Below are 18,985 nucleotides of genomic sequence, written 5' to 3' on the forward strand. Positions count from 1 at the left end.
GTTTGCGCACGCAGTTGGGGCCGCGTGCTCAAGCAGGAGATGCGCGTTTAATCTGTGTCTTTTCTGTGTGAATTGTTAAAAAATCTTAATTTCGCCACAAATCAGCGGTTCGTCTGCGGTGGCGTTGGGGGTCAAATCGGAGGATTTGTGCGAATCGACCCATACGAATCGGTGGATTGTTGCCGATCTATGAGGCAAAGAGCAAAAAGGCTTGAATTGAATCAATTTTGTTAACAAATCCACCGCCGAAATTTTCGACTTAAAGGCGATCCACTTTGGGTTGTGAGTATGTTTACACATCAGAAGTGAGATCGAAGACAAATTGCACCTAAGTCTAGAGATAGCCATTCAAGCATGCGCATAACAAACCAACGTGGCCTCAGGCCCGAAAAAACACCACAACCTAAGATTGAATGCGGACCAGTTGATGTTGCGGAAAAACCATTCTGAGACCGACAAAATCGACTGTCATTTCCAATTTTACATTGTTTGATCCGGTTGGATCGGTGACGATGGACATGCCCAAGCGAGGGGGAGCCGACGGCACTAGGGGGTGTCGAAGGCTTGTCACAGTCACTGGAAACGCTGAGCGGCATGTTAACGAGGGGGTCTTGTTTAGGTTCGGCGGCGGAATAGCCAGGGTGTCGAATGACACGATTGGCCGCGTTTCCGGGATTGATGAAAAGTGGTAGTCCTGTTTTGGGTACCGGCCCGGTCGTTTTCGACCGGGCCGGATTACGTTTCAGGGCCGCGTTTTGCGCGCCATCTTGCCCAGTCTTCCGGCGTATCCAAATCAAGCAGTGCGTTTTGCCCAGGCAAGATTTGCAAATGCAGTTTATTAGCCTGCGCGCGCACGATGGAGTGCGCACCGTCATCCCCCGTTAACGCACCGAGTTGGTCAAAAAGGCGGCGGTCGAAAACCACAGGGTGGCCCGGTTTGCCGTCGGCTGTTGCCCCGCGCCATATCAGCTTTTCCGGGTGGGTCCTCACGGATGCAAGCACGGCGTTCAAATCACCGGTTGTAATCTCGGGCAAATCCGCCAGCAAAACCATGACCGCAGGAGCGTCAGGCGGTACTTGCGCCAATGCACCGCGCAGGCTGGCATTCATGCCTTCACTTGCATTCGTAATGTCCACTTTTTGTAACTGCAGTCCGTCCAACGCCTCATACCGGGGATGCGGAGCAGGGGGCAGGGCAACGATCACAGGTGCCGCGTCCCGCGCAATCATTGCTGTGCGGCGCAATAAGGGTTGGCCTTCGACAATCTGCAGCAGCTTGTCCTGACCACCCATGCGGCTGGATTGGCCGGCTGCGAGCAAAATGATGGGTATGTTAGACATTAAGCCACCATGCCGTCACAACCGGGTCGTGTCATCCCCGCATCCGCGCGCCGTCTGCATCAAACAGGGGCTCTGAAACTACCCGGGCCTTGCACATTTGACCAAGGATCTCGATTTCAACCTCCAACCCGTCGGATACCCGATCCACTGGCAGAAATCCAAGGGCCACTGATTTCTCGGCATAGTGCGAATATCCGCCAGACGTGCAGAAGCCGACAACCACGCCATCCAGCCAAATCGGTTCGTACGCGTTGACATCGGCATCGTTGGCGTCGACCTCAAAGGCAACAAGTTTGCGTGTTGGACCTTGAGTCCGATCCGCCTCGGCTGCGGCACGGCCGATGAAGTCAGTATTTTTCGAGAAGGAAATAAAACGGTCCAGACCCGTTTCGGCGGCAGTATAGTCGGGCGAGAATTCACGCATCCACGATCCGAAGAATTTATCCAGACGCAGGCTCATCATCGCGCGCATGCCGAAAGGCACCATGCCATGCGGTTGACCTGCTTGCCACAATGTCCACCAGAGCTGTCTTTGGGCCATCGGATCGCAGTAAATCTCATACCCCAGATCGCCTGTGTAACTGACCCGCTGCACGATACAGTCCGTCATGCCCACCGTCATGCGCCGCACGTCCAGAAACCGCAGGTCCGAGATGTCATCTCGGGTACAGGCCGACAGAACCGTTGCTGCATTCGGGCCTGCGATCTGAAAACCGTTCAACCTGTCGCTGATATTTTCGACATGCACGCCGTTTTCCTGATGCTGCAGGAACCAACGCATGTGAAAGGCTTGGCTACCGTACGAAGCTGTCAGATGGAATTCACCTTCCTTCAGGCACGAAACGGTGAAATCCCCGATCAGCTTGCCCTTTGCCGACAACATAGGGGTCAGTGATACCCGGCCCGGTTTTGGGATGCGCCCAGCCATGATCCGGTCCAGCCAGTCACGCGCCGAGTGTCCCGTGATGCGGTACTTGCCGAAATTGTGGACTTCGTTGATGCCGACAGCGTTGCGAACTGCACGCACTTCGCGCCCTGTTGCGTCAAACGCGTCCGAGCGGCGGAACGACGGCGTCTCATAGCTCGGCTCGTCACCTTGGGCAAAATAGTTGGGAACCTCAAGACCGTATTGCTGACCCCAGACGGCACCCAGGCCGCTGTAGATGTCGTACATCGGGGTCGTGCGGTTGGGCCGCGCGGCGGGCAGTTCTTCGTTCGGGTAGGCGACGCTGAACCGCTTTTGATAGTTTTCGATCACTTTTGGCCGGGTATAGCCGGGGCTGATCCAGTCGCCGAACCTTGCGACGTCCATGGCAAAAACATCGCGTTCGGGCTCGCCCTCGATCATCCATTGCGCCAGGGTCAGACCAACACCGCCGCCTTGGCTGAAACCGGCCATCACGCCGCAGGCCGACCAATAGTTTCGCACCCCTGGCACCGGCCCGACCAGGGGGTTCCCGTCCGGTGCAAAGGTGAACGGTCCGTGGATCACCGACTTTACCCCGGCTTCGGCGAGGACAGGGAAGCGTTTGTACGCAAACTCGATACTGTCGGTGATTTTGTCATAGTCGTCAGGCAGCAGTTCATGGCCGAACTCCCACGGTGTGCCGTCGACCGCCCATGGCTTGCAGGGTTGTTCGTAAAAACCGATGCACAGGCCACGCCCCTCTTGCCGAAGATAGCTTTCACCGGCCGGGTCCATCACATGCGGATGCTCACCACCTGCGTCGATGATCGCTTCGATCTGAGGGATCGAATCCGTCACCAGATACTGATGCTCCATCGGGTGCAGCGGGAAGTAGATGCCTGCCATCGCTCCGACCTCGCGCGCCCAAAGGCCGCCTGCGTTTACCACGTGCTCCGCGTGAATGGTGCCTTTGTCCGTGACAACGTCCCACGTGCCATCGGGGCGTTGATTGGTTTCGCGAACCATGCAATGTGTTTCGATCGTAGCGCCGCCCATCCGAGCAGCCTTGGCATAGGCGTGCGTTGTGCCCGATGGGTCAAGGTGCCCGTCCAACGGATCGTAGAGCGCTCCGATGATCCCGTCGGTATTGGTGATGGGCGCGATTTTCCCGATCTCTTCCGGTCCGACGATTTCGGTTTCCAACCCCATGAACCGATGTTTGGCGCGTTCAGCCAGCAGCATGTCGAACCGGTCCTGATTGTCGGCCAGCGTCACCCCGCCTACGTGGTGCAGACCACAGGACATGCCAGTGATTTCCTCAAGCTCTTTGTACAACCGGATCGTATAGCCTTGCAGCGCCGCCATGTTCGTGTCGCCGTTCAAGGTATGAAACCCGCCCGCCGCGTGCCAGGTTGAGCCGCTGGTCAGCTCTGAACGCTCAAGCAGCATGACGTCCGACCAGCCAAGTTTGGTTAGATGGTACAGTACGGAACAGCCGACGACGCCGCCGCCAATTACCGCCACGCGGGTTTCGAGTTTCATGAATGCCTCCGTCAGTATTTTGGCCAGTCTGATCAGCACGGTCCTTGGCGCAACGCCGAATGCGACAGATCGTGTCGTTTCAGCAGTCTGTGCCGGGCAGAATGCAACACGGTTCGGTTTTAACCCGCCCGTGCGCTTGGAACTGCAGGCGAACTTGATCCTTCGCCGACCACTCGCACTGCGCAACACGATAGAGTCCTAAAAAGGGGGTCCGTTTGTTTTGCAGAATTCGACTTAAAGCGGTCTGATTTTCAGTTCCGTCACCCGATTGCCATCCTTGGCGGTGACTTCGAACCGAAAGCCGTGGAACGAAAAGACCTGACCAATCACTGGGATCATCTGAGCCTCGTGAATGACAAGACCTGCAAGCGTGTTCGCCTCATCATCAGGCAGAGACCAGTCCATCGCACGGTTCACATCCCGTATAGTCATCGCGCCTTCGATCAGGAACTGGCCGTCTTCGGTGCGGGTCACGGGGACGTCTTCCTCGATATCGAACTCATCGGCGATTTCCCCAACAATCTCCTCAAGGATGTCCTCAAGCGTGATCAGCCCCCGCAATGAACCATACTCGTCCACAACCAGCGCAAAATGGCTGTGCATTCGCAGGAATTCCCGCATCTGGTCGTCGAGTGTTGTGGTTTCAGGAACGAAATAGGGGTCATTCGCCACTTTTGAGATGTCGAATTCCTTCAACCGGCTGGCATCACCCTGATTTCCCCCGGCCTGCGCATACATGGCGCGGAACAGATCTTTGGCGTGAACGACGCCAACGATGTTTTCGGGTTCATCTCGGAATACAGGCAAACGGGTATGAGGACTTTTCAGACATTGCTGCAAAATAGCCTCGGGCGCATCGTCCGCGTCGATCATTTCGATATTTGATCGATGAAGCATGATCTCTTCCACCGCGCGATCACCCAAGTCCAAAGCGCCAAGAATACGGTCGCGGTCTTCCTTCTCAACCACGCCTTCGGAGTGGCCAAGTTGCAAAGCGCCCGCGATTTCCTCACGCACAGCAAGGATATTGCTGTCGGGGTCGATCTGAACGCCGAAAACACGCAGAACCCCGCGCACCAAAAGGCGCACCGCCGCAACGATGGGCGAAAAGACCGTAACAACGACGCTGATGATCGGGGCCACCGCCGAAGCTGCTTTTTCCGAGTTTGTGATCGCATAGGTTTTGGGCAGAACCTCGGCAAAGATCAGAACCAGCAGTGTCATCACCAGCGTCGCAAGCGCAACGCCGCTTTCGCCAAAAAGCCGCGTAAACAGCGCAGTTGCCAGCGAGGCAGCGAGGATGTTTACCAGGTTATTGCCAAGCAGGACCGAACCAATCAGCCGCTCATTATCGTCGGTGATTTCCAGCGCCTTTTGCGCTCCGCGAGACCCCTTGTCGGCCTGCGCCCGCAGCTTACCGCGCGACGATGCGGTCAATGCCGTTTCAGAACCCGAGAAAAAGCCCGACAGGACGAGCAACAACAAAATGGCGCCTGTGGTTACCCAGAATGCGCCGTCGATCAAAGAAGAAGAGGGTTCCATCGGTCCTTGGTTATTGGTTTTTCTGCAATGGTTATGGGGGCGCGATCCCTGCGGATCAAGGGGCTACCCCTTGTCTTCGGAGTCTTTCGCCAACGGGTGATGCTCTAGCACCAGTTCGGCCAGTCGCTCGTCCAGGACATGGGTATAGATTTCGGTCGTCGCCACATCGGCATGGCCCAGCAAGGTTTGGATTGACCGCAGGTCTGCGCCATTGGCAAGCAGATGTGTGGCAAAGGCATGGCGCAGCGTATGCGGAGTGACCTTTTCCGGCGAGACCCCGCCCTGAACCGCCAATTCCTTGACCAGAAGAAAAAACATATGACGCGTTAGGTGACCGGATTTCCCCCGCGAAGGGAACAGGAACTTAGACCGCTGACCGCCGTCTGCGACCAGTTGATCTTCGTTTTCATCCCGCATCACTAGCCACGCCGCCAGCGCATCGCGGGCAGGCGGGGAGAGGGGTACCATCCGTTCCTTGCCGCCCTTGCCCAGCACCAGCAGCATACGCGGATCGCCCCGTGCCGATGAAACGGGCAGTGACACCAATTCGGTCACGCGCATACCGGTGGCATACAGTACCTCCATCAGGCAGGTGTTACGCACCCGGTCGGATTTGGTGCGTCCAGTCTGGCGGGCGGCTTGCAGCAGGCGGTCAACCTCGGGCACGTCCAGCGTTTTGGGCAAACGTTTCTTGCGCCCTGGACCCTTGATTTGAATGGCGGGGTTGGTGTCACGCCAACCTTCTTCAAAAGCAAAACGGTAAATCTGTTTGATGGCCGACAACCGCCGTGCGCGCGTGGACTGCGCCAACCCTTGGGTGTCGCAGTCGATCAGATAAGCCTCGATCAAGTCGCGTTCAGCGTCGGAGAACCCGGCCTTTCGCGACTCTAGCCATGCCGCAAAATCCTTGAGATCGCGACCATAAGCCAACAACGTGTTGTTGGCTGCCCCCAGCTCTGCCGCTTGTGCCTGCAGAAAGGTGGAAATCCACAAGTCGGATGTCGACGGGGACGCCATCGTCACGAAGCCTGCAAGATCAGAAGGTTCAAGGCCGCACGGCGGGCAGTATCCTCAAGCCCCACCCGGCGCAGTGTAGCGATGGCCGCGGTCAGATCGACCAGATTTCCCCGCGCGCCGTGGGCGAACAGTTCCATCGTTTCCAGAATGGCCTCGCCCAATTGATCATTGTTCAGCATCGCTTCGATATCCGATGGGATAGGCGCGGCCCAGGCGAAACCCTGCGCCACCGCGTCAGCCAAAGGTGACGGTGTGCGTGCGCGCCCAGGATCGCCTTGCGCCAGAGCCGCGAGAAACTGACTTTCCTGCGACTGGTTTGGCGGTGAGAGGGCGGCAATCTCATACAGGTCCGAAAGCAGCAGAATGCGCCACCGAAGGTCTTCGACCTCGGGATCAGGCAATGAAAACTGCGACAATCGGCCAGCAAACAACTCGGCAAAAGGAACTTCAAGTCCGACATCACGCATTTGGTCCCAGACAGGCGGCAGCGTCTTGGCAATGGCTCCGGGTTTTCCGGATTCAAGCGCGCTTTCGAATTTCTGGATCGCGGCCACGCGATCCCAAACCGCGCCCGAGGCCGCGGGGTCACGCTCAGTGTATAGCCCTAGCAACTGGTTTGGTGTAAGTGCGCCGATCCGCGTCAAACGCTCCGCCGCTTCAATCTGCGCTTTCCATCCGGCAACGTCGCGCAGGTCCGCGTTGGCGAATGCGCGGGGTAAAGGGGCGGAAGGCAGGCGTTCACCAATGGCTTCGAAAAGCCGAAAACTCAATGGATCGGGGTTATCCGGTTGCGGCAGATACTCGGCGTCTTCAAACAATTCGGGGCTGAGAAACCTGTCCAGAACATCCAGATCCTCAGGCGGTAGAACCTGCAGCGCGTGGGCTGCCTCAAGCGTCAAAGCGGCAGAATTCCAATCACCACGCCGCGCTTTACAAAAGATCTGGGCGGCATAGTCCTGCGACAGATGTGGCTGCGCGATCAAAGCTGTGCAGCTTCGGTCTTCATCCCCGGTCAGAAGAGTAGCGTCAAACCAACGCTGGAACCGCTCACGACTGTCAGTCGGGCCGGCAAGTTGCACCAGTGATTGCGCGGGATCGGCGGCGCCCAGCTGCATCAACCGGTCTAGTCGCGCCAGTAATACTGTTTCCTCGGCATTCGGTCCGGTGGGAGCGCGCGCTTCAGACAACAACAGCGTGAACAGCAATCGTTGCATCGCGGGGTTACGATCTAGCGGTACTTTTGCGATCAGAGATGCCAGACGGTCCGGATCGCTGTTTTGCCACATATCCACGGGCAATCCGGTTACAGATGACGACACCAGCCCAAGCGGCTGCGACAATGCCTCAAGCGGCGTGACCTCGACCCCCGGTTGCACACCTGTTTGTGTTACCGGAGGTTCAAGCAAAACGGTTTCCGGCAGGTTTTCTGGCGGATTGCTCAACCACTCGATAACGGAAAGGGGTTCCTGCTGCGCTTGCGCCGATCCGGCCACAAAAAGCGCCAGCAGTGCGTTTTTATTCCACATTCAGGATTACCGGTTCTCGGATTTCGCCTTCTGGGGCTGAAAAGTCCGCACCGAAAAACGGCCCGAGATAGGCATATGCCACCAGCCCGACAAAACACAGGCAAATTACGTATACTAAGAACTTGACTAGACGGCCCATTGCTCAACGTTGCCCCAATTTTCTCTTTTGCCATAGTTATAGCTAGCATTTTTCTTAAGATCACGTCATTCACGGTGAAATGAGCGAAATTAAGCATAACACCTCCGGTGCGGGCACGGATGCGGGGTTTGTCCTGCACAAGACGGTGGTTCTTGTTGGCATGATGGGGGCGGGAAAGACCGCCGTGGGGCGCGCGCTTGCCGCCCGGTTAGGCGTTCCCTTCCTTGACAGCGATGCAGAGATCGAATCGGCGGCGAACATGACGATCCCCGAGATATTCGAACGTGACGGAGAGCCTTTCTTTCGCGGCAAGGAATCGCAGGTCATCGGGCGATTGCTGGATGAGGAAAAAGGCATTCTTTCGACGGGGGGCGGGGCTTTTCTGGCTGAACGGAATCGCACCATGATTTCCGAGCGCGGTGTTTCTGTCTGGCTGCGGGCCGATCTTGAGGTTCTGTGGAACCGGGTCAAACACAAAGACACGCGCCCCTTGTTGCGCACAGCTGATCCTTACGCGACCCTGCGCAACCTGTACGAACAGCGCGTCCCGATTTATGCGCAGGCCGACTTGATCGCAGAGTCGGATGGTGAGACCTCGATCGACAATATGGTGAACCGGGTGTTGGATGCGCTTGCAACACGCCCCGACGTTTTGGAACAGAAGTAATGCATCAAACCGTACACGTAGACTTGGGTGAACGTTCATATGACGTAGAAATCGGTCCCAACCTTTTGGCGCAATCTGGCACCCGGATCGCCGCGTTGCTGCATCGACCAAAGGTAGCCGTTGTGACGGATCAGAACGTTGGCGCGCTGCACTTGGAGACGCTGCGCGAAGGTCTGGCCTCGAGCGGGATTGAAATGACCTCTCTGACTTTGCCTCCAGGTGAGGGCACCAAGAGCTGGCCGCATTTCGAACGTACGGTCGAATGGCTGCTGGCCGAAAAGATCGAGCGCCGGGATATCGTCATCGCCTTTGGAGGCGGAGTCATTGGCGACTTGGTTGGTTTCGCCGCAGCGGTCTTGCGGCGCGGTGTTCGGTTCGTGCAAATCCCGACCTCATTGCTGGCGCAGGTCGACAGCTCGGTCGGTGGCAAGACTGGGATCAACGCGCCGCAAGGCAAGAACCTTATTGGAGCTTTTCATCAGCCGACACTGGTTCTGGCGGATACCTCGGTGCTGGATGCGCTGACGCCGCGCGATTTCCTGTCAGGCTATGGTGAGGTTGTGAAATACGGCCTACTGGGCGATGCCGAGTTCTTTGAATGGCTTGAGGCCAATGGCCCGGCAGTCTCGGGCGGCGACATGGCGGCGCGTGTTCATGCGGTGACACGTTCGGTCCAGATGAAAGCCGATATCGTTGCGCGTGACGAAACCGAACAGGGCGACCGCGCATTGCTGAATCTTGGCCATACGTTCTGCCATGCGCTTGAGGCTGCGACCGGCTATTCCGACCGGCTGCTACATGGCGAAGGTGTCGCCATCGGTTGCGCGCTGGCGTTTGAATTGTCCGCGCGCCTGGGCCTGTGTTCGCAGGAAGATCCCAGCCGTGTTCGGGCACATCTGCGGGCAATGGGGATGAAAACCGATTTGGCGGATATTCCAGGTCAGCTGCCAAATGCCGAGGCCCTTGTTGACCTTATGGCGCAGGACAAAAAGGTAATTGACGGTCAGCTTCGGTTCATTCTGGCGCGCGGCATTGGCCAGGCCTTTGTCACCTCGGACGTGCCGCGCGACGCGGTGATTTCAGTTTTGGAAGACGCGCTGGAGGCAGTGTGATCACCGGCTTCGGATGACCATCAACTCACCTATATTCTCGCGTGTGATGTAGCCAACCATATTCCCAGCCTGCGTGCAGACCGCAATGGCCGGGGCACCCTTGTACAACCTGTCCAATACAGTTTCGAGCCCGCTGGTTAGTTCAACCCGCGGTATATCTGTCTCCATGATGGACGTCGCCGGTTCTGAGCGGGGCGTGTCCCCGGCCAATGCAGCAAATAGCCGATCCCGGGTCACAAAGCCCTGCAGAACTCCGCTGCCATCCAAAACGGGAAACTCGTGCTGTGTGGTGCTGATGACGGCCTGAGCCGCAGTCGCCAACGAGTCAGTTGGAGACAGGGCGCGGAACTCGGTGATCATCGCATCACGCGCCAGAACCCTGCGCGCGACGGAACGCATGGCGACATCCTGGCTTTCGGAATTGGCAGCGATAAAGACGAAAATCGCGATCAGCACCAAAATGGGGTTGCCGGAGCTCAACCCCAAAAAACCAAGCGCGACAGCCACGACCTGCCCACCCAAGGCGGCGATCCTCGTGGCTTTGACGCGATCCATCTTCAGACAAAGCAGCGCTCGGAATACCCGCCCTCCATCCATCGGGAAAGCGGGTATCATGTTAAACGCAGCCAACAGCAGGTTCACGTAAGCCAGACGGTTCAGCAAACTGGAATCGGTCGAGTCAATCTGCGCCATTGTTTCAAGCGGCATTCCTGCCCCAAGCGCGACCAGAACAAACCAAATGACGATATTTACGGCTGGTCCGGCGAGGGCCACCCAGACCTCTTGTATTGGCTGTTCAGGCATCCTTTCCAGTCGGGCCAACCCGCCAATCGGCAACAAGGTTATGTCGGGGGTTTTTATCCCGAAACGCCGCGCCATAAGGGCATGTCCGAACTCATGTGCTACGACGCACGCAAACAACGCCAACACGAACACGAGGTTTTCGATAGCCGCAGGCAGGCCCGCGCTGGAATAGGCCGCGAATCCAACCCAGGCCAGCAAAAGGAAGAATGTGACATGGACCCTCAGTTCCGACCCAAGTATCCGGCCGAGTGAAAAGGACCATGCCATAATATGCCTCCGATTCGGTTAGAAGGGGATTTCGTCGTCGTCGATTCCACCGGATGCTGGCGCGGGCGCGCTGGACTGCGAGCCATAGGGGTCGCCGTAACCACCGCCGGCCTGACCACCGCCGTATCCACCTGATTGGCCGCCGCCACCTTCGCCGCGAGCATCCAACATCACTAAGGTAGAGCCAAAACCTTGCAAGACGACCTCGGTCGAGTAGCGATCCTGACCCGACTGATCCTGCCATTTGCGGGTCTGTAGCTGACCTTCAAGATATACTTTAGACCCCTTCCGAAGGTATTGTTCAGCAACCCGAACCAGCCCCTCATTGAAGATCGCAACCGAGTGCCACTCGGTCCGTTCCCGACGCTCACCGGTGTTGCGGTCTTTCCAGGTTTCGGACGTTGCAATCCGCAAGTTGCATACCTTGCCGCCGTTCTGAAATGTACGGACCTCGGGATCGCGGCCAAGATTTCCGACCAGAATCACCTTGTTGACTGAACCCGCCATGTATTTCCCCGTTTTTAATTGACGTAAGTGCGCCCGAATCTGGCGCTATGTTCTCAAGCGACCCTATACGGCCTAAGACGTGGGTGAAACACAGATAGTGAATGCAACATCGGGCAAGAAAATACCCGGTTTTGTTCACTAAGCTTTCATTTTTAATTGAAATATCTATACTTCATTAGGTTCCTGAACGAGCGAGATTTGCATTAATGCGTTTTCTGGTTGGGTGTTTTGTTGTTTTTTGTTTTGCTCTGGTGTCGGTTCCGGTGACAGCGCAGACGTTGTCGACCAAAAGCCGCAAGGATATTTTCCTGAAACAATCCAAAGTCTTGGATAGCCGTGCGGCGACTCAGTACAGGGATTCGGAACGACTGAAGCCAAAGACCGCACAGCCAAGTTTTAACAAGCGTTACACCGGGAAGTATCGCGGCGAATATATGACCCTGGCCCGACAGGCGGCGCGCAAACACAGCGTCCCGGAAGAGCTCTTCCTGCGTCTTGTCCAGCAGGAAAGCGGGTGGAACCCGAATGCAAGGTCACATAAGGGCGCCTTGGGATTGGCGCAGTTAATGCCCGGTACAGCACAGCTTTTGGGCGTTAATCCCCATGATCCAAAGCAAAACCTGGAAGGCGGAGCGCGCTACTTGTCGTGGCAATACCGTAAGTTCAAATCATGGCGTCTTGCACTGGCGGCTTATAATGCCGGACCTCAGGCTGTTGAAGAACATGGCGGCATACCGCCCTACAAAGAAACCCAGAATTACGTGAAGGTGATCTGGGGCGGTTAACTGCGGTCTGCCGTGCAGTGTGACGCCCGGTACTGACGTTGAGCGCAGTCTGCAATACCTCTGGAATCAAGAATGCAATCCGCGACAGACTGAACTGCGATTTGCCAAAAAGGGCGCCAGCTCAGTACCAACGCCCAGTTTGTAGGATGCGTGCTTCTATTCCGCAGCGATCTTGATGACAGGTTCCATCCGGGCAAGTACATCCTCGGCCAGATGACACTTTATCTGATGCCCATCGGCCAATGTCTTAACCGGTGGCACATCCTTTTCGCACAACCCGCCGGGAACCTCGGATTTCCAGCGGCAGCGGGTTTGGAATGGGCAGCCCGGTGGCGGATTCATCGCCGATGGGATGTCACCCTCAAGAACGATATGTTGCTTTTCGATAGACGTATCCGCAATGGGCACCGCGCTAAGAAGTGCCTCGGTGTAAGGATGATAAGGCGGGGAAAAGACCTGATCGGTCGAGCCCAGTTCCACAACGTGCCCCAGATACATGACCATCACCCTGTCGCTGAGATAGCGGACAATAGAGAGGTCATGGCTGATGAACAGCAAAGTGGTCTTATGCTCACGCTGAATCTCCATCAGCAGGTCCGTCACGGCCGCTTGGACTGACACGTCAAGGGCCGAGACCGGCTCATCCGCGACCACAATCCGTGCGTCTCCGGCAAAGGCACGGGCGATTCCGACGCGTTGCTTTTGCCCACCGGACAACTGCCTCGGCATCCGATCGGCAAAGGCACGAGGCAACTTCACCAGATCAAGCAGTTCCAGCATACGTTTCTTACGCTCGGCTTCGGAGTTGCCGACGCCAAAAATTTCGAGTGCGCGAATGATCTGACGCCCAACCGTCATGGACGGATTCAAGGTATCAAAGGGGTTCTGGAACACCATCTGAACCTCACCCACTGTTTTCGCATCGCGCTCTTCAATTGGAACGGCCTCAATGTTGCGATTATCCAACAGGATTTGCCCGTCCGTCGCCGTCTCCAGTCCCATCAGTACCTTGGCAAAGGTGGACTTGCCACAACCGGACTCACCCACGATGGCAAGCGTTTCAGATTCGTGGGCCTCGAAACTGAGGGTTTCGTTGGCTTTGACAACCTTGGTTTCACCTCCGCCGAACAAGGCATTAGCGGCAACCTCGTAGTATTTCTTAAGGTTGTCCATCTTTAGAACGGTACGGCCAATCTCAGCCTTTTCCTTCTGCTCGCCCAAAGTGATCGGCGCATTCCAGTCTATCTCTTTGAACTTCAGACAGCGCGTGTGGTGGCGATCATTGCCCGGCACCGGCTCCATCAAAATGTTCTGGGCGTCGCAGCGGCCTTCTTCGAAATAGTCGCAGCGCGGGCCAAAGTTACATCCTGGCGGGCGTTCATGGGGCAGGGGAAAGTTACCAGGAATGGCCACCAGCGGACGGGCGTTCTTATCTGCCCCTGGCAGAGGGATCGAGCGGAACAGCGCCTGAGTATAAGGGTGCTGCATTTCGTCGAACACGTCCTTGATCGAACCACGTTCGACCGCCTCACCGGAATACATCACGCACAGTCGATCACAGGTCTCCAGAACCAGTCCCAGATTGTGCGAAATAAACAGCATTGAGGTGCCGTATTTCTTACCCAGATCCTTGACCAGTTCTACGACAGCAGCCTCGACCGTCACGTCCAAGGCGGTCGTCGGCTCATCCAGGATCAGCAGCGACGGCTTCGACATCAACGCCATCGCGATCACGATCCGTTGCTGCTGGCCGCCTGACAGCTGATGGGGGAAGGAATTCAGCATACGTTCAGGGTCTGGCAAGCGTACATCGGTGACAACCTCCAGCGCGCGGGAGTAAGCCTCCTCTGCGCCGACGCCTTCGTGGATCATCGGCACTTCCATCAGTTGCTTACCAATCTTCATCGCAGGATTCAGCGAGGCCATCGGTTCCTGATAGATCATCGCGATCTCATTGCCGCGAATATCGCGCAGCTCGTCCGAGGTCATCTCGGACAGATCGCGACCCTTGAATTTGATTGTTCCACCAACGATCCGGCCATTCTTGCCAAGATCCTGCATCACACCCAGCGCCACTGTGGACTTGCCGCAACCGGATTCACCCACAAGCCCTACAGCCTCGCCGGGCTGTACACTGACCGAAAAATCCATCACAGCGGGAATTTCCCGCAGGCGGGTAAAGAAAGAAATCGACAGCTTATCGATTTCCAGGATCGGGCCGTCATAATCCGCCAGTTTGTTCATTTGTATGTCTCCTCGCGAGAGTCGGGGGATCCCCTTCATCTGGCTAAAAATATCCCGGGGGTCCGGGGGCAGAGCCCCCGGCCTATCACATCAATCCTTCAGACTTTCTTCGCGCAGCCCGTCGGCTAGCAGGTTTAAACCCAAAACCAGCGACAACAGTGCAAACGCAGGCGGAAGGGCCGGGTGCAGATAGATCGAAAGCAGCTTGCGCCCCTCGTTGATCGTTGAGCCCCAATCCGGGCTTTCCGGTGGCAGGCCCAACCCAAAGAAACCCAAGGTCCCCAACAGGATAGTGGTGTACCCAATGCGAAGACAGAAATCGACGATCAGCGGACCACGCGCATTTGGCAGGATTTCCCATAGCATGATGTACCATGGCCCTTCACCGCGGGTCTGTGCGGCCGCCACGTAGTCACGTGTTTTGATATCCAGCGCCAGACCCCGTACGATGCGGAACACCGTAGGTGAGTTCACAAATACGACTGAGACAAACACCACAAGGATACCGCCAGGGATGTCAAAGAGATCCAGATAGGTCGGCAGGCCCCAGATACGATAGCTGTCCGTGTTGATGATGAAACCACTCGTCGAGATCAGCGACAGGTAGAGCCAGATCGCAACGCCAAGCACCCCGATCAGCAGCGGCGTACGGAAATTCGGACGCGTGTAAAAGCGTGAATTCAGCAACACACCGATGAACAGGATCGGGAACATAAACAGCACCGCTGCCATGTAGTTTGGTACACCCGTTGCAACGATCTCTGGAGTCACCAGCAGATAGAATAGCAAGATCACGGGGAATGCGAGGATCAGGTTCGCCAGGAAAGACAAAAGCGTGTCCAGACGACCGCCGTAGTATCCGGCAGGTAGCCCCAGAGTGATACCGACCATAAAGGCAAACAATGTCGCCAGCGGCGCGATCTGCACCACGATCCATGCCCCCTTGACCATACGGCTGAACACATCGCGCGCAAGGTTGTCGCCGCCCAGCAGGTACCAGGCGTATTCACCTTCTTCCGGGCTGGGCAATGGCGTTCCGGGGACTTTGTTTTTCATTCCCGAAAGCTGTCCCAACGGGTCATGCGTTACGATCAGGTCTAGCGCGCCGAAGATACCGGTAAACACCCAGAACATCACAAGGCCAAAGCCGATCATGCCGATAGGGCTATCGAACAGCTTTCCGTAAAGGCCTAAACGCCGTTTAAATGCGATCGACATGGCATACAGGATAATCAGCGATAGCCACACGGGCAGAAACTGCTGCGAAATTGCGCCAACGATCCCCGCACTGGTTCCCAATACAATGCCGAGAACGATGTAGGCCAGAGCAAGCGCAACGCAGGCAACAAAGCTAAAGCGCAGCGCCCTTGTAGTCAGCCCGCGCAGGCCGGTACCCGAGCTGACTGTGCCATCCATGTTGATGCTCAGCGGTGCTTCGGGCAGAACGATACTTCCCACAATCCAGACCACAATCGACACCAGAAGGGCTGCGATTGCTATCATCAATAGTGGGTTCAGGAAGGCAATAGAGCCGGTCCAGGTTAGCGGTTCCATGTTCTATCCCTCCTTATGAAATGCGGATGCGTGGGTTGAGGTACACATAGCCGATATCCGAGATCAGCTGCGTGACCAGCACCACAAAGACCGACACGACCGAAATTGCCAGCAGCAGTTGTATGTCGTTATTACCCGCCGCCTGAACCAGTGCCCAGCCAAACCCCTTGTAGTTGAACAGCGTTTCAACAATCACGACACCGTTCAGCAGCCATGGGAACTGCAGCATGATGACAGTAAATGGCGCGATGAGCGCATTACGCAAAGCGTGTTTCATGACGATGTTCGGGAAGGACACACCTTTAAGCCGCGCTGTCCGAATGTATTGCGCGGTCATAACCTCGGTCATGGACGCGCGCGTCATTCGGGCGATGTAGCCCATACCGTAAAGGGCAATGGTCAGCACCGGCAGAAAGAAATTCTCAAAGGTTGGGTTTTCCATTGCCTGCGTCGCCGTGCCTTTGAACCACTTCAATCCAACTGCGGATGAGGTAAAGATGGCGATAAAGATAACGCCCGAAACATATTCCGGCGTCGCCGTAGTGGTGATGGCAAAGGTTGACAGGGTTCTGTCGGTGGCCGAGCCTTCTTTCATTCCCGCCAGAATGCCCAGAATCAGTGCGGATGGGACCATCAGCAACATGACCCAGAACATCAACCGTCCCGTCAACGCCAGGCGGTTCCCGACTACGTTGGCAACTTCTTCCTTGAAGACCGTCGAATATCCCCAATAACCCTGCAAGATGCCGCAGAAACTAGGCGACTCTTCTGCGGTTTTCCCGGGCAGGATGCATCGGCCCTGAACGGTGCCATCTTCATTCGTATGTCGGTACGAGGGCAAAACCCCCAACCATTCGCCATACTTAATTGGCGTCGATTGCAGATAGCCGCCTTTCTCCAGGAAACTCTCGACCTGCTCATCCGACATGCGGAAGTTTCCTTGCGTTTTCGCAAGCTTTTCGAGGTTCGGATAGAGATTTGTCAGAAAGAAGACCAAGAACGTCAGGCACAATGCTGTCAAAAGCATGATGCCGACGCGTCTCAGGATAAAAAGTCCCATGTTAGCCCCTGTTGGTAGGCTGGCGTGAATACAATTTGGCTTCACGCATAGCTGTTTTTATGGTCGCCGCAGTCAGGACGAAAAGGCCGCACCAACTTGGTGCGGCCTTGGCTTTGTGTCGGATCAGGACAAGAGGCCGAACTTGTAAAGCTGCGGCAGGTCCGCGATGTGCTTCTCGACACCCACCATGTTGTCACGGTGGTGGCGCATAGCCGTCCGCCAATAGGGCTGAATGACCACGCCTTCTTCGATCATGATCGCTTGCAGCTTGCCCATCACTTCGCGGCGCTGATCCACATCCGCAAGCGAGTTTGCCTCGGCCAGCAACGTGTCGAACTCTTCGTTCGAGAAGCCGGACTCGTTCCAGGCGACGCCCGACTTGTAGGCCAGAGCCAGGATCTGCGTACCCAGCGGGCGGTGGTTCCAGTTGGTCGACGAGTAGGGGTACTTGGTCCAGTCGTTCCAGAACGTCGATCCCGGCAGAACAGTATGCTTTGCTTTGATCCCGGCATCATTCAACTGAGCAACCACGGCAGCAGTTGTGTTGCGCCGCCAGTCATCGTCGATGGACTGAACTTCGTGCTCGAAGTCGCCCATGCCCGCTTCGTCCATAAGGGCCTTTGCAGCCGCCGGGTCGTACGGGATACGAGTAACTGACGAATCGTATTCGGGATGCATCGGGCCAACATGGCTATTTTCGGCCGCAATACCGTAACCTGACATGCCCAGTTCCAGGCAAACCTCGTTGTCAACGGCCATCGCCAACGCCTGACGGACCCGCTTGTCGCCATAAATCTTATTGCCATTGTCGTCTTCGGCCAGTTGGTTGGGACGGATAACAATGGTAAAGCCCGACGGGATTTCTGAGCGGACCAAGCCAATACCGTCGAAGATATCGACGAATTCACCGACCGATTCCCAGTTCATGTCGATTTCTTCGGCCTCGTACGCAGCCAGGAAGGCCGCGGGGTCGGTGCCGTAGTCGATGAACTCGATCCGGTCGATATAACCGCCTTTACCAGCCTCGTAGCCCCACCACTCGAAGCCTTCGTTGCGAACCAGAACACCTTTGACGCCAACTTCATGGCTTTCAGGCAGCATAAAGCCTGTGCCGATCGGGTTAGCCAACATGTTCTCTGGGTCGTGGCTGCTGTGTACGATGGCCCCTGGATAGTCGGCCATGCCGGGGATAATCGTAATGTCCGGCGCGTTACACGTCAGTTTAACGGTGTGCGAGTCCACAACGGTGATTGCACCGTCTGAGGCTTTCTGCGTGCTTTCATCGATAAGTGACGCCATCCGCGACGCCATCGAGTTGCCTTCGAGCGTTGCATCGCACCATCCCGTGATGTTGCGCGCCACGTCTTCAGCAGTGAAATCGTCGCCGTTGTTCCACTTCACGCCTTTGCGGACATTCAGTGTATACTCGGTCGCATCGTCATTCACCTCCCAGCTTTCCAGCAGCATGGGATTGAAGGAACCGTCATTGTTGTACTCGACCAGGTATTCCAGCCAACCCGCAGTAAAGGTGGCGATCTGTGTCCAGTCATAAGTGCGCGGATCCTTGAGGGCGCGGACTTCCATCTGATAGCGGATCGTGCCGCCGCGTTGTGGCTCCTGCGCCGCTGCAGGAGCTGAAAGGCCAATCATTCCATAAGCGGCCGCAGCCGTCACGCCCAGACCGGTGGCCCGAGCCAAGAATTCACGCCGGCTTAGCTTGCCATCCCGGTATTCCTGAGCATGCATTTCCGCTGCCCAATGAACCGGTGCTCCGGTGAAGGTTTGTTTTTGCATTAAGGTCTCTCCCTGTGACACGTATTTTTATTGATGATGTTAGGAACCTATCAGACCGGCGCATGCCAGACACCGCGTTCCTGGAATTCTTTTTTGGATACTCATCATCCCCATTCGACTATTGCGCCCTAGATTTCCGATAAGGTCAACGTTCGAATTCGTCATTCAAGACACAAA

Annotated in this window: 14 protein-coding genes; 3 read left to right on the forward strand and 11 right to left on the reverse strand. The window is 56.4% G+C overall.

The genetic code is table 11. The features are described from left to right. Window positions 1–735: 735 nt before the first annotated feature. The 5 genes from ACXAET_RS03650 to ACXAET_RS03670 all read right to left on the reverse strand — a co-directional run bounded on the left by ACXAET_RS03650 (window position 736) and on the right by ACXAET_RS03670 (window position 7,875). Window positions 736–1,341, reverse strand: a complete 606-nt coding sequence (locus ACXAET_RS03650) for a nucleotidyltransferase family protein (protein WP_475181253.1) — start codon at window positions 1,339–1,341, stop codon at window positions 736–738. Window positions 1,342–1,372: 31 nt separating this feature from the next. Beyond that, complete coding sequence (locus tag ACXAET_RS03655; RefSeq protein ID WP_475181255.1) at window positions 1,373–3,790, reverse strand: GcvT family protein; 2,418 nt, start codon at window positions 3,788–3,790, stop codon at window positions 1,373–1,375. 234 nt (window positions 3,791–4,024) lie between these two features. Continuing rightward, on the reverse strand, window positions 4,025–5,332 hold the full coding sequence (locus ACXAET_RS03660; RefSeq protein WP_475181258.1) for an HlyC/CorC family transporter: 1,308 nt from the start codon (window positions 5,330–5,332) through the stop codon (window positions 4,025–4,027). A gap of 63 nt (window positions 5,333–5,395) precedes the next feature. Continuing rightward, complete coding sequence (locus ACXAET_RS03665) at window positions 5,396–6,349, reverse strand: site-specific tyrosine recombinase XerD (protein WP_475187079.1); 954 nt, start codon at window positions 6,347–6,349, stop codon at window positions 5,396–5,398. A gap of 2 nt (window positions 6,350–6,351) precedes the next feature. After that, window positions 6,352–7,875, reverse strand: a complete 1,524-nt coding sequence (locus tag ACXAET_RS03670; protein ID WP_475181260.1) for a hypothetical protein — start codon at window positions 7,873–7,875, stop codon at window positions 6,352–6,354. Window positions 7,876–8,093: 218 nt separating this feature from the next. Here ACXAET_RS03670 and ACXAET_RS03675 point away from each other — a divergent pair, with 218 nt between their 5' ends. Both ACXAET_RS03675 and aroB read left to right on the forward strand, forming a co-directional pair. Next, entirely contained in the window at window positions 8,094–8,681 is a 588-nt protein-coding gene (locus ACXAET_RS03675; RefSeq protein ID WP_475181261.1) for a shikimate kinase, read from the forward strand. After that, entirely contained in the window at window positions 8,681–9,793 is a 1,113-nt protein-coding gene (aroB, locus tag ACXAET_RS03680; protein ID WP_475181265.1) for a 3-dehydroquinate synthase, read from the forward strand. Before ACXAET_RS03675 ends, aroB begins: the two co-directional genes overlap by 1 nt. Here aroB and ACXAET_RS03685 read toward each other — a convergent pair whose 3' ends face one another. Together ACXAET_RS03685 and ssb are read right to left on the reverse strand one after the other, a co-directional pair. Further along, complete coding sequence (locus ACXAET_RS03685) at window positions 9,794–10,864, reverse strand: site-2 protease family protein (protein ID WP_475181267.1); 1,071 nt, start codon at window positions 10,862–10,864, stop codon at window positions 9,794–9,796. Window positions 10,865–10,882: 18 nt separating this feature from the next. Next, window positions 10,883–11,371: a single-stranded DNA-binding protein gene (gene ssb / locus ACXAET_RS03690; protein WP_475181268.1), complete on the reverse strand. Its 489-nt coding sequence runs from the start codon at window positions 11,369–11,371 to the stop codon at window positions 10,883–10,885. 206 nt (window positions 11,372–11,577) lie between these two features. Between ssb and ACXAET_RS03695 the strand changes: the two genes are divergently transcribed. Next, a complete protein-coding gene (locus ACXAET_RS03695) occupies window positions 11,578–12,156 on the forward strand; it encodes a lytic transglycosylase domain-containing protein (RefSeq protein WP_475181271.1) in 579 nt (192 codons plus the stop codon). A gap of 156 nt (window positions 12,157–12,312) precedes the next feature. On the opposite strand, the gene ACXAET_RS03700 is transcribed toward ACXAET_RS03695, so the two are convergent. The 4 genes from ACXAET_RS03700 to ACXAET_RS03715 form a co-directional block, all read right to left on the reverse strand. Further along, window positions 12,313–14,400: a dipeptide ABC transporter ATP-binding protein gene (locus tag ACXAET_RS03700; RefSeq protein ID WP_475181273.1), complete on the reverse strand. Its 2,088-nt coding sequence runs from the start codon at window positions 14,398–14,400 to the stop codon at window positions 12,313–12,315. A 90-nt stretch (window positions 14,401–14,490) separates the two neighbouring features. After that, entirely contained in the window at window positions 14,491–15,954 is a 1,464-nt protein-coding gene (locus tag ACXAET_RS03705; protein ID WP_475181275.1) for an ABC transporter permease, read from the reverse strand. A gap of 13 nt (window positions 15,955–15,967) precedes the next feature. Beyond that, on the reverse strand, window positions 15,968–17,014 hold the full coding sequence (locus tag ACXAET_RS03710) for an ABC transporter permease (protein ID WP_475181278.1): 1,047 nt from the start codon (window positions 17,012–17,014) through the stop codon (window positions 15,968–15,970). Window positions 17,015–17,137: 123 nt separating this feature from the next. After that, window positions 17,138–18,808, reverse strand: coding sequence for an ABC transporter substrate-binding protein (locus ACXAET_RS03715; RefSeq protein ID WP_475181280.1), 1,671 nt, complete (start codon window positions 18,806–18,808; stop codon window positions 17,138–17,140). Window positions 18,809–18,985: the final 177 nt, after the last annotated feature.

The sequence above is a fragment of the Ruegeria sp. AWH4_226 genome (genome assembly GCF_056159225.1).

Excerpts from the sequence above, each read along its gene's own strand:
- ACXAET_RS03655 (WP_475181255.1), bottom strand. The coding sequence starts at position 3,790 with ATGAAACTCGAAACCCGCGTGGCGGTAATTGGCGGCGGCGTCGTCGGC.
- aroB (WP_475181265.1), top strand. The coding sequence starts at position 8,681 with ATGCATCAAACCGTACACGTAGACTTGGGTGAACGTTCATATGACGTA.
- ssb (WP_475181268.1), bottom strand. The coding sequence starts at position 11,371 with ATGGCGGGTTCAGTCAACAAGGTGATTCTGGTCGGAAATCTTGGCCGC.
- ACXAET_RS03715 (WP_475181280.1), bottom strand. The coding sequence starts at position 18,808 with ATGCAAAAACAAACCTTCACCGGAGCACCGGTTCATTGGGCAGCGGAA.
- ACXAET_RS03675 (WP_475181261.1), top strand. The coding sequence starts at position 8,094 with ATGAGCGAAATTAAGCATAACACCTCCGGTGCGGGCACGGATGCGGGG.
- ACXAET_RS03685 (WP_475181267.1), bottom strand. The coding sequence starts at position 10,864 with ATGGCATGGTCCTTTTCACTCGGCCGGATACTTGGGTCGGAACTGAGG.
- ACXAET_RS03705 (WP_475181275.1), bottom strand. The coding sequence starts at position 15,954 with ATGGAACCGCTAACCTGGACCGGCTCTATTGCCTTCCTGAACCCACTA.
- ACXAET_RS03650 (WP_475181253.1), bottom strand. The coding sequence starts at position 1,341 with ATGTCTAACATACCCATCATTTTGCTCGCAGCCGGCCAATCCAGCCGC.
- ACXAET_RS03700 (WP_475181273.1), bottom strand. The coding sequence starts at position 14,400 with ATGAACAAACTGGCGGATTATGACGGCCCGATCCTGGAAATCGATAAG.
- ACXAET_RS03710 (WP_475181278.1), bottom strand. The coding sequence starts at position 17,014 with ATGGGACTTTTTATCCTGAGACGCGTCGGCATCATGCTTTTGACAGCA.
- ACXAET_RS03670 (WP_475181260.1), bottom strand. The coding sequence starts at position 7,875 with ATGTGGAATAAAAACGCACTGCTGGCGCTTTTTGTGGCCGGATCGGCG.
- ACXAET_RS03665 (WP_475187079.1), bottom strand. The coding sequence starts at position 6,349 with ATGGCGTCCCCGTCGACATCCGACTTGTGGATTTCCACCTTTCTGCAG.
- ACXAET_RS03695 (WP_475181271.1), top strand. The coding sequence starts at position 11,578 with ATGCGTTTTCTGGTTGGGTGTTTTGTTGTTTTTTGTTTTGCTCTGGTG.
- ACXAET_RS03660 (WP_475181258.1), bottom strand. The coding sequence starts at position 5,332 with ATGGAACCCTCTTCTTCTTTGATCGACGGCGCATTCTGGGTAACCACA.